This window comes from Janthinobacterium sp. LM6 (genome assembly GCF_002002885.1).
Lineage (GTDB): Bacteria > Pseudomonadota > Gammaproteobacteria > Burkholderiales > Burkholderiaceae_D > Janthinobacterium > Janthinobacterium kumbetense.
In genome coordinates, this window is the sequence record NZ_CP019510.1 from 1922762 (window position 1) to 1936524 (window position 13763).

9 protein-coding genes, 2 tRNA genes and 2 rRNA genes are annotated in these 13763 nt (G+C 59.2%); 6 read left to right on the forward strand and 7 right to left on the reverse strand.

From position 1 onward, the window contains the following. Positions 1-36 precede the first annotated feature (36 nt). The 5 genes from BZG29_RS08495 (at position 37) to BZG29_RS08515 (ending at position 5017) form a co-directional block, all read left to right on the forward strand. Positions 37-113, forward strand: a tRNA-Ile gene (locus BZG29_RS08495). A gap of 25 nt (positions 114-138) precedes the next feature. Continuing rightward, a tRNA-Ala gene (locus tag BZG29_RS08500) sits at positions 139-214 on the forward strand. Between the two features lie 252 nt (positions 215-466). Continuing rightward, positions 467-3356: ribosomal RNA gene (locus tag BZG29_RS08505) — 23S ribosomal RNA — on the forward strand. A gap of 138 nt (positions 3357-3494) precedes the next feature. After that, a 5S ribosomal RNA gene (gene rrf / locus BZG29_RS08510) occupies positions 3495-3607 on the forward strand. 111 nt (positions 3608-3718) lie between these two features. Beyond that, positions 3719-5017, forward strand: coding sequence for a leucine-rich repeat-containing protein kinase family protein (locus tag BZG29_RS08515; RefSeq protein WP_253192888.1), 1299 nt, complete (start codon positions 3719-3721; stop codon positions 5015-5017). Between the two features lie 52 nt (positions 5018-5069). Here BZG29_RS08515 and BZG29_RS08520 read toward each other — a convergent pair whose 3' ends face one another. Together BZG29_RS08520 and BZG29_RS08525 are read right to left on the reverse strand one after the other, a co-directional pair. Then, a complete protein-coding gene (locus BZG29_RS08520) occupies positions 5070-6335 on the reverse strand; it encodes a nitronate monooxygenase (protein WP_070277935.1) in 1266 nt (421 codons plus the stop codon). A gap of 183 nt (positions 6336-6518) precedes the next feature. Beyond that, positions 6519-7004 (reverse strand): YajQ family cyclic di-GMP-binding protein, encoded by a 486-nt coding sequence (locus BZG29_RS08525; RefSeq protein WP_034759416.1) that lies wholly within the window; start codon positions 7002-7004, stop codon positions 6519-6521. Positions 7005-7189: 185 nt separating this feature from the next. Here BZG29_RS08525 and murB point away from each other — a divergent pair, with 185 nt between their 5' ends. After that, entirely contained in the window at positions 7190-8218 is a 1029-nt protein-coding gene (gene murB / locus BZG29_RS08530) for a UDP-N-acetylmuramate dehydrogenase (RefSeq protein WP_077401141.1), read from the forward strand. Positions 8219-8329: 111 nt separating this feature from the next. Here the strand turns inward: murB and BZG29_RS08535 are convergent, their stop codons facing one another. The 5 genes from BZG29_RS08535 to BZG29_RS08555 are packed head-to-tail and all read right to left on the reverse strand — an operon-like array spanning position 8330 to position 13761. Continuing rightward, positions 8330-8644 carry a pyrimidine/purine nucleoside phosphorylase gene (locus tag BZG29_RS08535; protein WP_077401144.1) on the reverse strand — a complete coding sequence of 105 codons (315 nt, stop codon included), beginning with the start codon at positions 8642-8644 and terminating at the stop codon, positions 8330-8332. Positions 8645-8669: 25 nt separating this feature from the next. Beyond that, positions 8670-9695 carry a diguanylate cyclase gene (locus BZG29_RS08540; protein WP_077401147.1) on the reverse strand — a complete coding sequence of 342 codons (1026 nt, stop codon included), beginning with the start codon at positions 9693-9695 and terminating at the stop codon, positions 8670-8672. A 10-nt stretch (positions 9696-9705) separates the two neighbouring features. Further along, complete coding sequence (cheB, locus tag BZG29_RS08545) at positions 9706-10758, reverse strand: chemotaxis-specific protein-glutamate methyltransferase CheB (protein WP_077409023.1); 1053 nt, start codon at positions 10756-10758, stop codon at positions 9706-9708. Between the two features lie 10 nt (positions 10759-10768). Beyond that, positions 10769-13078 (reverse strand): hybrid sensor histidine kinase/response regulator, encoded by a 2310-nt coding sequence (locus tag BZG29_RS08550; protein ID WP_077401150.1) that lies wholly within the window; start codon positions 13076-13078, stop codon positions 10769-10771. Next, positions 13075-13761 carry a chemotaxis protein CheW gene (locus BZG29_RS08555; RefSeq protein WP_077401153.1) on the reverse strand — a complete coding sequence of 229 codons (687 nt, stop codon included), beginning with the start codon at positions 13759-13761 and terminating at the stop codon, positions 13075-13077. The genes BZG29_RS08550 and BZG29_RS08555 overlap by 4 nt, the downstream gene beginning before the upstream one ends. Positions 13762-13763 lie beyond the last annotated feature (2 nt).

A 13763-nucleotide genomic window follows, 5' to 3' on the forward strand; every position in this document is an offset into this window, starting at 1 on the left:
CACACTTATCGGCTGTTAATATAAAGAACAGCATTTGGGGCTGTAGCTCAGCTGGTTAGAGCACCGTGTTGATAACGCGGGGGTCGTTGGTTCGAGTCCAACCAGCCCTACCAGTTTCTGTAGTCTGGAAATACCCTAGGGGGATTAGCTCAGCTGGGAGAGCACCTGCTTTGCAAGCAGGGGGTCGTCGGTTCGATCCCGTCATCCTCCACCAAAAGTTCAAACGTAAATCAGTGCTAAGTGCACCGGGATTTGGGTTTGGTCTTTTCGAGATCAAGTGCTGTATGTTCTTTAACAATCTGGAAGAAGTAAAGATTATTTATTGATCAAATCTATGCGTGCAGCAATGCATGAGGCGACTTGATGGGTAATGATTGTATGTATCAACAAACAAGCAACAACGTTGTACTTTCTTATCCCTGTAGCGCTCTTTGATTATTTCGATAATTAGAGGCTAACGTTATAGGGACAAGCGAATAAGTGCACATGGTGGATGCCTTGGCGATTACAGGCGATGAAGGACGTAGTAGCTTGCGATAAGCTGCGGGGAGTGAGCAAACACACTTTGATCCGCAGATTTCCGAATGGGGCAACCCACCCTTTTAGGGTATTGCATACTGAATACATAGGTATGCAAGGCGAACGCGGCGAACTGAAACATCTAAGTAGCTGCAGGAAAAGAAATCAACCGAGATTCCCAAAGTAGCGGCGAGCGAAATGGGAAGAGCCTGTACGTGATAGTCGGACCGATAACAGAATCCTCTGGAAATAGGAGCCATAGTGGGTGATAGCCCCGTATGTGAAATCGGACCGGTGATACTAAGCGTACGACAAGTAGGGCGGGACACGTGACATCCTGTCTGAATATGGGGGGACCATCCTCCAAGGCTAAATACTCGTAATCGACCGATAGTGAACCAGTACCGTGAGGGAAAGGCGAAAAGAACCCCGGAAGGGGAGTGAAATAGATCCTGAAACCGTGTGCATACAAACAGTAGGAGCGGACTTGTTCCGTGACTGCGTACCTTTTGTATAATGGGTCAGCGACTTACATTCAGTGGCAAGGTTAACCAGATAGGGAAGCCGTAGAGAAATCGAGTCCGAATAGGGCGATCAGTCGCTGGGTGTAGACCCGAAACCAAGTGATCTACTCATGGCCAGGATGAAGGTGCGGTAACACGCCCTGGAGGTCCGAACCCACTAATGTTGAAAAATTAGGGGATGAGCTGTGGGTAGGGGTGAAAGGCTAAACAAACTTGGAAATAGCTGGTTCTCTCCGAAAACTATTTAGGTAGTGCCTCAAGTATCACCATCGGGGGTAGAGCACTGTTATGGCTAGGGGGTCATTGCGACTTACCAAACCATTGCAAACTCCGAATACCGATGAGTGCGAGCTTGGGAGACAGACGTCGGGTGCTAACGTCCGGCGTCAAGAGGGAAACAACCCAGACCGCCAGCTAAGGTCCCAAAGATTGGCTAAGTGGAAAACGAAGTGGGAAGGCTAAAACAGTCAGGATGTTGGCTTAGAAGCAGCCATCATTTAAAGAAAGCGTAATAGCTCACTGATCGAGTCGTCCTGCGCGGAAGATGTAACGGGGCTAAGCCAGTCACCGAAGCTGCGGATATTGTTCTGTGATTTATCACAGATATATATGGTAGGAGAGCGTTCTGTAAGCCTGCGAAGGTGTCTTGTAAAGGATGCTGGAGGTATCAGAAGTGCGAATGCTGACATGAGTAGCGATAATGGGGGTGAAAAGCCTCCACGCCGTAAGCCCAAGGTTTCCTGTTCAACGTTCATCGGAGCAGGGTGAGTCGGCCCCTAAGGCGAGGCAGAGATGCGTAGCTGATGGGAAGCAGGTTAATATTCCTGCACCGTCGTATGATGCGATGGGGGGACGGATCGCGGAAGGTTGTCCAACTGTTGGAATAGTTGGTTTTTGGCTCATAGAAGGCGCTTAGGCAAATCCGGGCGCGGAATTCAAGGGGTTGAGACGAGTGAACTTGTTCACGAAGCAATCGGAAGTGGTTCCAAGAAAAGCCTCTAAGCTTCAGTCATACGAGACCGTACCGCAAACCGACACAGGTGGGCGAGATGAGTATTCTAAGGCGCTTGAGAGAACTCGGGAGAAGGAACTCGGCAAATTGGTACCGTAACTTCGGGAAAAGGTACGCCCCGGTAGCTTGATTGGTTTACTCCATGAGGGTGAAAGGGTTGCAATAAACTGGTGGCTGCGACTGTTTAATAAAAACACAGCACTCTGCAAACACGAAAGTGGACGTATAGGGTGTGACGCCTGCCCGGTGCTGGAAGATTAAATGATGGGGTGCAAGCTCTTGATTGAAGTCCCAGTAAACGGCGGCCGTAACTATAACGGTCCTAAGGTAGCGAAATTCCTTGTCGGGTAAGTTCCGACCTGCACGAATGGCGTAACGATGGCCACACTGTCTCCTCCCGAGACTCAGCGAAGTTGAAATGTTTGTGATGATGCAATCTACCCGCGGCTAGACGGAAAGACCCCATGAACCTTTACTGTAGCTTTGCATTGGACTTTGAACCAATCTGTGTAGGATAGGTGGGAGGCTTTGAAGCGGGGACGCTAGTTCTCGTGGAGCCAACCTTGAAATACCACCCTGGTTTGTTTGAGGTTCTAACCTTGGTCCGTTATCCGGATCGGGGACAGTGCATGGTAGGCAGTTTGACTGGGGCGGTCTCCTCCTAAAGTGTAACGGAGGAGTTCGAAGGTACGCTAGATACGGTCGGACATCGTGTTGATAGTGCAATGGCATAAGCGTGCTTAACTGCGAGACTGACAAGTCGAGCAGGTACGAAAGTAGGACATAGTGATCCGGTGGTTCTGTATGGAAGGGCCATCGCTCAACGGATAAAAGGTACTCTGGGGATAACAGGCTGATTCCTCCCAAGAGTTCATATCGACGGGGGAGTTTGGCACCTCGATGTCGGCTCATCACATCCTGGGGCTGTAGCCGGTCCCAAGGGTATGGCTGTTCGCCATTTAAAGTGGTACGTGAGCTGGGTTTAAAACGTCGTGAGACAGTTTGGTCCCTATCTGCCGTGGGCGTTGGAAATTTGAAGGGGGCTGCTCCTAGTACGAGAGGACCGGAGTGGACGAACCTCTGGTGTACCGGTTGTCACGCCAGTGGCATTGCCGGGTAGCTAAGTTCGGAAGAGATAACCGCTGAAAGCATCTAAGCGGGAAACTTGCCTTGAGATGAGATTTCCCAGAGCCTTGAGCTCTTTGAAGGGTCGTTCGAGACCAGGACGTTGATAGGCTGGGTGTGGAAGTGCAGTAATGCATTAAGCTAACCAGTACTAATTGCCCGTACGGCTTGTCCCTATAACCTTAGCAGGTACAGAGGATAAGACGGTACAACGTTGCGTGTGTGTTGATACTACCAGTCATTACCCCAATCTTTGCTTCTTCCAGATTCAGGCTTTGTCGTCCTACAGGAGACAAATGCCGGTACAAGTTATGCCTGATGACCATAGCAAGTTGGTCCCACCCCTTCCCATCCCGAACAGGACCGTGAAACAACTTTGCGCCGATGATAGTGCTGCAACCAGTGTGAAAGTAGGTTATCGTCAGGCTTGTTATTCGAAAAAACCCCTTCCGGTGATCCGGTTGGGGTTTTTTTACGTCCAATGATTTTATGCATGGCATCGATCGCGTGCTACCTTGAAAGGAATATCTTGTCTGCTGTGCATACACTGGAGCAATTACGCGCTGGCCAACTGGCCGGCCTGCGCCGCCTGACGCTGTCCTGCGGCTTGACTGCATTCCCCCGCGAAATCTTCGACCTCGCCGACAGCCTGGAAATCCTCGACCTGTCCGGCAATGCGCTTTCCACGCTTCCCGACGATTTGCCGCGCCTGCACAAGCTGCGCATCATTTTTTGCTCGGACAACCTGTTCACCACCTTGCCGGCCGTGCTTGGTTCCTGTCCTGCGCTGGAAATGATCGGTTTCAAGGCGAACCGGATACGCCACGTGCCCGCCGCAGCCTTGCCATCCAGGCTGCGCTGGCTGACCCTGACCGACAATGCCATCGAAGCCTTGCCGGAGGAGCTGGGCAAGTGCGGACAATTGCAGAAACTCATGCTGGCGGGAAATTGCCTGGACAGCTTGCCCGCTTCGTTGGCGAACTGCCGCCGGCTGGAACTGGTGCGCATCGCCGCCAACCGTTTCACGGCGCTGCCCGATTGTCTGCTGTCCCTGCCATGCCTGGGCTGGCTCGCGTATGCGGGCAACCCCTTCACGGAAGCGCGGGAGCTGGAGGCCCTGGCCGGTACAGCCGCGGCGGGCGTGGCGTGGCAGCGCCTGGAACTGGCGCAGCAGCTGGGCGAGGGGGCGTCGGGCGTGATTTACCGTGCCTGCCTGGATGGCGTCGATAAGGTCGCCGTCAAAGTGTTCAAGGGGGCCATGACCAGCGATGGCTTGCCGCGCAGCGAGATGGCCGCCTGTGTCGGCGCCGGTGCCCATCCTAGCCTGATTCCCATCCTCGGGACGCTCGATGCACATCCGCAAGGAGCGCTGGGACTCGTCATGCCGCTCGTTGACGCGGCCTTCCGCAATCTTGCCGGACCGCCGAGCCTGGAATCGTGTACGCGCGACGTGTATGCCGATGGTATGCGCTTTGATTTTCCGCAAACGCTGGCCATTGCCTATGGCATCGCTTCGGCCGTGCGCCAGTTGCATGCGCGCGGTATCGTGCACGGCGACCTGTATGCCCACAATATCCTGCATGCGGATGTCGGCGCCTGCCTGCTGGGCGACTTTGGCGCGGCGTCCATGTTTGCGCCCGGTTCAGCGCAAGGGGAGGTGTTGCAGGGCATCGAGGCACGTGCCTTTGGCGTGCTGCTGGGCGAATTGATCGCGCATTGTGCGACGCCTTTGCCGGCCCTGCACGTCATGATGGATGATTGCCTGCAGGAAGAAGCATTGCAGCGGCCCAGCTTTGACGTGATCGAACGGGCCTTGCGGGACATGTTCCCCGCATAAAAATGGCGCAGCCTTCGCAGGCTGCGCCATTTTTATTTCAGGCTGGCAAGATTCAGCTTGCTACCAGGATTTCTTTTTCCGGCAGGGCGATCTGGTTGTCGACGCTGAACTGGTAATCCTTGAAGACGTGTTCGGCCGTCAGGATCTGGTATTCGCCGTTGTCGAGCTTATGCGTGGTGTCCTTCAGGCGATACGTGTAATGGCCGCAGGTCCAGCAGTTGAAGTTGCGCATGTGGGTGCACAGGCAAGTCTTGTCCATCACGACGACGGTTTTTTGCTCCGGATGGGCAGCGACTTCGCGGTTGTACGAGTTGATGTACGCGCAGTTGCCCGTCGCGTCGAGCAGGTAGCCATACGATTCGCAGCCTGGACGGATGCCGGCGCCGATGGCGGGCGTGTTCTTCAGCATGCGCATCGGGTAGCCCGTCGGCGATACGCCATTGACGATGATGTCTTCTTCCGAGGCCTTGTAGTATTCCTGCTTGACCTTGTTTGGCAAGCCGCATTCCTTGGTGACGGTAAAGCGCGTCGCCACTTGCACGCCAGCCGCGCCCGCTTCCAGGAAGGAAACGGCATCGCTGCCCGTGAAAATGCCGCCAGCGGCGATCAGCGGGATGTCCAGCTGTTCGGCCTTCAGGTAGGCCAGCAGTTCCGCCGTAATCGTGTGCAGGTCGTAATTGGCCCAGTCCATGCCGAAGCCCAGGTGGCCGCCGGCCAAGGGGCCTTCGACGATGATGAAGTCGGGCAAGCGGTCCAGCTTGGCGTTCTTGCGCAGGAAAATCTGCAAGGCGCGCACGGACGAGACGATGATGCCCAGCTTGGCGTCACGGAAACGCGGATGGTCGGCCATCAGGGCAAACGAGCCGAAGTGCAGACCGGCGGACAGGGTGATGCCGTCGATGCCCGCATCCAGCGCCGCATTCAGTCGCACGCGCAAGGTTTCGCGGGGACCGTTCATCGTCAGCTTTTCCATGCAATTGACGAAGATCAAGCCATCGCCTTTTTTCGCTTCCATGGTGCGGCCGATATGCAGGCGCTGCGCTTCCGCCAGGCGGCCCAGATCGAACTGCACCACGGCCTTGTCGCTGTTATTGATGTTGAACTTGTACAGTTTCGTCTTGTCCTTGACGAAGGTGGTGTCGAAACGGCGATCCGACACGTCTTCCACCATGGCATCGGAGATATGCCCGATACCGTTCAGCCGGGCCGCTTCCAGGGCCAGCTCCGACGTGGAAATATCCACACCCATTCCGCCTATCATGATGGGCACATATTCTTTTTTGCCAAATCGCAGGCGGAAATCATCAACACGTTTCATTGCTATCCTTAGACTACCGTGGTTATCACTGAGCCAGATGTACGGTCAAGCCCGCTGCCGGTCAGGCGCGCGGGCGCATGTAGCTGTGCGCAGCTTCAATTCTACCCCAAGCGCGCAGGCGCTCCGAGGCAGCTTGCCGCCATGCCGGTGCAAGCGCAGGCCGCAGCGTGCGCCGCATCGGAATTAATCGCGGAAATTGTTAAATTCCAGCGGCATGTCAGGCACGTCCTTGCGCAGCATGGCCATGGCCGCCTGCAGGTCGTCGCGCTTGGCGCCCGTGACGCGCACGGCTTCGCCCTGGATGCTCGCTTGCACTTTCATCTTGCTGTCCTTGATGACGCGCACGATTTTCTTTGCATCATCCGATTCGATGCCATTCTTGATCTTGATGATCTGCTTGACCTTGTCGCCGCCGATCTTCTTGATGTCGCCTTCGTCGAGGAAACGCACATCGACCTTGCGTTTGGTCAATTTGTTGGTCAGCACGTCGCGCACTTGGCTGAGCTGGAATTCCGAGTCCGCGAACGCGGTCAACTCGTTTTCCTTGTGTTCGACGCGGGCGTCGCTGCCCTTGAAGTCGAAGCGGGTCGTGATTTCCTTGTTGGATTGCTCGACTGCATTCTTGACTTCGATCATATCGGCTTCGGAGACTACATCAAATGACGGCATGGTCTGTTCCTTTTCTTGTTAAAGCGAGCGCACGCTCGGCGCGCTGGGCCTTGGCGGCTGATTCTGCGCCATGGGACGGCCCTGTTAAAGATGCGACATTTTAACGGACAACGGGCAAGTCGCCCTTGTCCTGAGGTGGTTTTTTGTCGCTTTCGCTCTATAATCGAGCAAAATTTCCCTATCCCATGTCTGCAGAGCTCACCATCGAACACAATTACTCCCTCCAGCGCCTGAATACCTTCGGCATCACGGCCAATGCGGCCGCCTACGTACGCATCACCTCGCAGGCCGAATTGCACGCCGCGCTGCAAGATCCCGCCTTGTCCGCCATGCCGCGCCTGATACTGGGCGGGGGCAGCAACATCGTGCTCACGGGCGACTTTCCCGGCGCCGTGCTGCACATGGCCACGCGCGGCATGCGCCTGGCGCAGGCGGATTTCGAGACGATACTCGTCACGGCCGCGGCCGGCGAAAACTGGCACGATTTCGTGCAGTGGACGCTGGCGCAAGGCGTGGGCGGGCTGGAAAACCTGTCGCTGATTCCCGGCACGGTGGGCGCGGCGCCTATCCAGAATATTGGCGCGTATGGCGTTGAAATCAAGGATTATCTGCATAGCGTGAGCGTCATGCACAGTGGCAGCGGCATCGTCTTCGACATGGACCGCGATGCTTGCCGTTTCGCTTACCGCGACAGCATCTTCAAGCAGGCGGACGGCCGCGAACTGATCGTGCTGGAAGTGACGTTTGCCTTGCCGGCCGAGTGGCAGCCGAACTTGCGCTATGCGGAACTGGCGCAGGCCGTGGCCGAGCGTAATATTGCCGAACCGACGCCGCAACAGGTGGCCGACACGGTGATGGCGATCCGCCGGAGAAAATTGCCGGACCCGGCCGTCATAGGCAATGCGGGCAGCTTCTTCAAGAATCCCGTGGTGTCACGGGAGCAATGTCTTGCCTTGCTGGAACGTTTTCCTGCCTTGGTGCACCATGCGCAGCCCGATGGCACGGAAAAGCTGGCGGCCGGCTGGCTGATCGATCAATGTGGCTGGAAGGGGAAAAACCTGGGGCCCGCGGGAGTGTATCCCAAGCAGGCGCTGGTTCTGGTGAATAATGGCGGCGCTCGTGGTGCGGACATTACCCGGCTGGCGGCAGCGATACAGGATGATGTAGAGGCGAAATATGGCGTGCGCCTGTCGCCCGAGCCTGTGTTTGTCTAAATAGTCAATCCGCGCTTGAAAAAATGTTCAGGGCAAGGCGCATTGCCGAAGACAGTACGCATAGTACGGCGAGGCAGTGCAACGCAGCCATGGACGTTTTTTCTGCGTGGATTAGCCGAAGTGGCAGACATAGTCTACGGTCTCCACCGTTTCAATGTCAAAATAGCTATTGCCCGGCACCTTGAATTCCTGGCCCGCGGCATAGCTGTTCCACTCCGTCGCGTCAGCCAGGCGCACCTTGCACAGGCCGCTGACGATTTCCATGATTTCCGGCGCGCCCGTGTTGAAGCGCAGCGATGACGGGAAAATCACGCCCACGCTTTTCTTCGTGCCATCGGCCAGGATGACGTTGTGCGAGACGCATTTGCCGTCGAAGTAGATATTCGACTTCTTGACGACGCTGACATTGTCCAATTGTGTGCTCATGCTTCACTTTCCTTGCTGTTAAAAATCAGTCCTGGACGTCATCGGCGCTCAGCACGCTGTTGCGTCCGCTGCGCTTGGCCGCGTACAGGGCCTGGTCGGCGCGGTTGATCAATTGCTCGATCGTCGAGTCCGGCGAGGGCACGATGGTGGCCACGCCGATCGAGATGGTGACGATGCCCGTGCTTGCCGCCGGGTTCTCGATCTGCAAGCCTTCCAGGTGGCGCCGGCACGCTTCGGCGATCAGCAATGCGCCGGCCGCTTCCGTTTCCGGCAGGATCAGGGCGAATTCTTCGCCGCCGTAGCGGGCGGCCAGGTCGGCCGGGCGCTTCAAATGTTCCGTCAGCACGGCGGCGACTTTTTTCAGGCACAGGTCGCCCGCCAGGTGGCCAAAGTGATCGTTATAGCTTTTAAAATGGTCGATATCGCAAAACAGCAAGCTCAACGGCGTCTTGTCGCGCTGGCCCCGCTGCCATTCGAATTGCAAGGTTTCATCGAAGCGGCGGCGGTTGGCGATGCCCGTCAAGCCATCGAGGGCGGCCAATTTCTGCAATTCAATATTCGCGTCGGCCAGGTTCTTTTGACTTTCTCGCAGGAAACGAAAAGCCTGGTCGCGCTGCAGGCGGCTGATGTGCGCGTTGGAATGGTAGCGTATGCGCGCCAGCAACTCCAGGCGGTCCGGCAGTTTCACCACGTAATCGTTGGCGCCGACGGCAAAGCTGTGCGCCTTCAGTTTCGGGTCATCCTTGGCCGACATCACGATCACCGGCACGTGCGCCAGCGCCGCGTTTTCGCGGTACAGCTGGATCAAGGCGAAGCCGTCGATGCCCGGCATCACCAGATCTTGCAGGATGACGGTCGGTTGCAAGCGCAGCGCCGTGTCCAGCGCCTGCGTGGCGTCGGTCACGTAATGAAATTCGATATCCTGCTGGTCGCTGAGCATGCGCCGCACTGCTTCGGCAATGATCAACTGGTCGTCCACCAGCAGCACGCTGACCTTGAATTCGGTCAATGCGGGCTCATGCTGGGTGAAACTGGAGGAGAATTCTGGCATTGCATTCTTTTCAGATGTTGGGGGAGGGCTCCCACCCATTGTTGAGCTTGGCGCCCAGGCGGCTGCGCAGGCTGGCGCCTATTCTATCCAAGGGCAGGATTTGCTGCGCCGCATCGAGTTCGGCTGCCGCGCGCGGCATGCCATACACGGCGCTGCTGGCCTGGTCTTGCGCAATCGTCGTCTTGCCGGCGCGGCGCATGGCCAGCAAGCCATCGCCGCCGTCGCGCCCCATGCCTGTGAGCAATACACCGATGGCGTCGCCGCGCCAGTGCTGCGCCACGCAGTTGAAGAAGACATCGACGGACGGGCGGTAAACATACTCGCGTGGTGCTGCATCGTAACCCAAACGATAATTTTGATCTAGCAGCAGGTGATCATTGGTCTTGGCGATCAGTACCGTGCCTGACACCAGTTCGTCGCCGTCGGCGATCACGCGCACGGGCATGCTGAGCTGGTCGTCGAGCCATTTGGCGAAGTGCGAGGCGAAGGTTTCATCGATGTGCTGCACCACGACGATGGCGCAGCCGGGCGGCGCCGTCCAGCCGGACAGCACCTTGGCCACGGCCGAGGGGCCGCCCGTCGAGGCGCCGATGGCCACCAGGGTCGATACCTGGCCGTCACCGCGTTCGCCGCCATTGGCCGCGGCCTGGCGCGGCGGCGCTGGTTCGGCGCTGTGGCGTATCAGCTTGCCGATGGTCTTGATCTTGGCCAGCAGCTCGCTGTCGCCGCCCACTTCTCCCTGCAGCACGGGCGTGGCCGTGACGTCGAGCGCACCCGCGCCCAGCGCGCGAAAAACCTGGTTGACATTGTCTTGCGGGCGTCCCGTGACCACCAGGATGGCGCACGGGCTTTGCTCCATGATCAGGCGCGTCGCCTCGACGCCATCCATCTCCGGCATGTTCAGGTCCATCAGGATCAGGTCGGGGCGGTTGCCTTCGCACATGCGCACGGCCTCGAGCCCCGTGCGGGCGATCCACAACACCTGGTGTTCCTGCGTGCTGGCGACCACGCGGCGCAGGGCCTCGGCGGCCATGGCGACATCGTTGGCAATGGCAATTTTCATGAAGTACAACTCATAAGCGGGCATCTCCTATCAGGTCGGCCACTGCGTCGAGCAAGGTCTCGTCGTGGAAGCTGCCTTTGGTCAGATAATAATCGGCGCCGGCGGACAGGCCGCGCGCGCGGTCTTCCGGACGGTCCTTGTAGGATACGATCATCACCGGCAGCTTGTGCAGGTGCAGGTCTTTCTTGATCAGCGAGACCAGTTCGATGCCATCCATGCGCGGCATGTCGACGTCGGTGATCACCAGGTCGTATTCGCCGCTGCGCACCACGTTCCAGCCGTCGATGCCGTCGATGGCCACGTCGACTTCGAAGCCGCGCGCCAGCAGCAGCTTGCGCTCCATCTCGCGCACCGTCAGCGAATCGTCGACGACGAGGATGCGCTTGGCGCGGCGCTGCTGCGCGTGGCCCGCCTGCGCCAGCTGGTGCAGGCCGCCTTCGTGCAGCAGCTTGTCGATCGACAGCAGCAGATCGGGCACGTCGAGGATCAGCACCGGCTCGCCGTCATCGAGCAGGGCGGCGGCGGAGATGTCGCGCATCTTGCCGAAGATCGGGTCGATGGCCTGCACCGCCAGGCTTTGCTCGCCGCGGATGGCGTCGACCACCAGGGCATAGCTTTGCTTGCCGCGCCCGATCACCACCACCGGCAAATCGTCGGCCTGGCTGGCCGCTTCGCCCAGCTCCAGCACCTGCGCCGCCGAGACCAGGCCCAGATGCTCGCCCTTGAGCTCGAAGAACTGCTTGTTTTCCAGCGTATGGATGGCCGCTTGCGGCACGCGCACCACGCTTTCCACCTTGACGATGGGGATGGCGTAGGCTTCGCCGTGGATGTCGATCACCAGCGCGCGCACGATCGATTGCGTCAGCGGCAGGGTGATCAGGGCGCGAAAACCCCGGCCCGGCTCCGATTCCAGGCGCACCGTGCCGTTTTGCTGGCGTATCGTCTCGTGCACGATGTCGAGGCCCACGCCGCGTCCGGACAATTGATTGGCCGTGGCCTTCAGGCTGAAGGCGGGCAGGAACAAAAATTCCAGCAGCTCGCCCGGCGACAGCGCGGCGGCCATGGCGGGGCTGGCCATCTTGCGCTCGATGACGGACTGGCGGATTTTTTCCAGGTCCACGCCGCGCCCGTCGTCGCCGATTTCGATGCTCAGCATGCCGGCGCGGTGGCGCGCTTCCATGCGTATCGTGCCCAGCGCTTCCTTGCCTGCGTCGATGCGCTCGTACGGGCCTTCCATGCCATGGTCGATGGCATTCCTCAGCATGTGGTTCAGCGGGCTTTCGATCTTCGCCAGGATGTCGCGGTCGACCAGGGTGTCTTCGCCTTCGATTTCCAGCTGCACTTCCTTGCCCAGGCTGCGCGCCAGGTCGCGCACCATGCGGGGAAACGCGTGGATGCCGTCGCGGAAAGGGCGCATGCGCAGCGCCAGCACTTCGTCGACCATGCCTTGCGAGACGGCCAGCAGGCGCCGCTCATAGGTTTCGATGTCGGCGATGTGCTCGAGCATGAACTGCTTCAGGGGCTGCGTCTTTTGCAGCGCCAGCAGGGATTTTTCCATCAGGCCCGCGTCGCCCGAGCGGGCAATGGCTTCGTGCAGGTGCTCGATGGCGGAAAACAGGCTGCTCTGGTTGCGCTTGAAGCGCTGCAAGGCGCCGATGAACGGGTGCATCTGGTGCGCATTGATGCGCGATTCGCTGGCCAGCGACAGCAGTTTGTCGAAATTCTGCGCCTGGGCCTTGGCCGGTGCGGCACCCGTACGCGGCGCCGGCGCGGCAGCTTCTGTCGCTTCCGCTTCCGCTTCCGCGTCCTCTCCCGCCAGGCCGCTGGCCACGGGAGCCTGTGGCGCCTCCGCTGCCGGCGCTGGCACGGGTGCCGGCGCCGAGGGCAGGGCCGGCAATTCGGGCAGGTCGGCGATGCCGGCGATGGCGTTCAGGGTCTGGTCGATCTGCGCCGCATTCGCGGCCAGCCATGCTTCGGCGCCCGCGTCGTCCAGGCGCGACAGCTGCACGATCAGGTCGACGCCCGACAGCAGCACGTCGACCCGCTCCGGCGTGAGTTTCAGGCGGCCGTGCTGGGCGGCAACAAAACTGTCTTCCATGCCGTGCGCCAGCTGCACCACCACTTGCAGGCCGACGATGGCGGCGGCGCCCTTGATCGAGTGCGCCGCGCGCATCATCGCTTCGACGGCGGCCGCATCGCCCGCATGGCGCTCCATGGCCAGCAATCCATCGGTGAGAATCTGGGTCTGGCTGTCCGCCTCCATGCGGAACAGGTCCAGCATGGAAAAGGCACTCAGGTCGCCGTGCTGGTCCTGGCTCATCGTAATAGTCTCGCAAGTTGAAAGCCGATCAGCGCCGTGTCGAGGCAGCCGATGCGCATGTCGCCCTCGGTGATGACGCCGGACAGGTAGCGCGACAGGCCCTTGTTGATGGTGGCCGCCGGCGCTTGCACGGTGCCCGACGCATAGCGCACGATGCCGTGCAGGTCGGCTACGGGCAGCGCGTAGGCCTGTTCTTCCCAGCGCATCAGCAGCAGGCGCGCGAAGGTATGACGGCCGCGGGCCGCTGGCGCGCCCTGTTCGTCGATGCCCAGCAAGTGTGCCAGCGACATGCACGGATACAGCTTGCCGCCGATATTGACGATGCCCGCCAGGCCGCGCCCCCCGCGGTGCGGCAGCACGTGCGGCTTGGCCTGCGGCGCCACGGAGTCGAACACGCGCGTGGGCAGCGCCAGCCATTCGCGGCCGATGCGAAATACCAGCGCCGAGCTGTCGCGCACTTCGCCGCCCGCATCGATCTGGCGGAAGTGGCTGGCCCAGTCGCGCTGGTAATGTTCATCCACGGGCCGCTGCAGGTTGCGCTGGGCGGCGCCCGCATACACGTCGCAGTTGCGGCAATGCACGTTGGCCGGCAGCCTGGGGCAGCTCTGGTCGCCGACCACGCCGATATGGTTCCAGCAGTCGTCGATGACGTCGGGGGACTCGGTGGCGATGAGGTTGGTCATGC

Bases quoted from the DNA above. Each gene is read 5' to 3' on its own strand.
- BZG29_RS08520 (WP_070277935.1), bottom strand. From the start codon at position 6,335: ATGAAACGTGTTGATGATTTCCGCCTGCGATTTGGCAAAAAAGAATAT.
- BZG29_RS08525 (WP_034759416.1), bottom strand. From the start codon at position 7,004: ATGCCGTCATTTGATGTAGTCTCCGAAGCCGATATGATCGAAGTCAAG.
- murB (WP_077401141.1), top strand. From the start codon at position 7,190: ATGTCTGCAGAGCTCACCATCGAACACAATTACTCCCTCCAGCGCCTG.
- BZG29_RS08535 (WP_077401144.1), bottom strand. From the start codon at position 8,644: ATGAGCACACAATTGGACAATGTCAGCGTCGTCAAGAAGTCGAATATC.
- BZG29_RS08540 (WP_077401147.1), bottom strand. From the start codon at position 9,695: ATGCCAGAATTCTCCTCCAGTTTCACCCAGCATGAGCCCGCATTGACC.
- cheB (WP_077409023.1), bottom strand. From the start codon at position 10,758: ATGAAAATTGCCATTGCCAACGATGTCGCCATGGCCGCCGAGGCCCTG.
- BZG29_RS08550 (WP_077401150.1), bottom strand. From the start codon at position 13,078: ATGAGCCAGGACCAGCACGGCGACCTGAGTGCCTTTTCCATGCTGGAC.
- BZG29_RS08555 (WP_077401153.1), bottom strand. From the start codon at position 13,761: ATGACCAACCTCATCGCCACCGAGTCCCCCGACGTCATCGACGACTGC.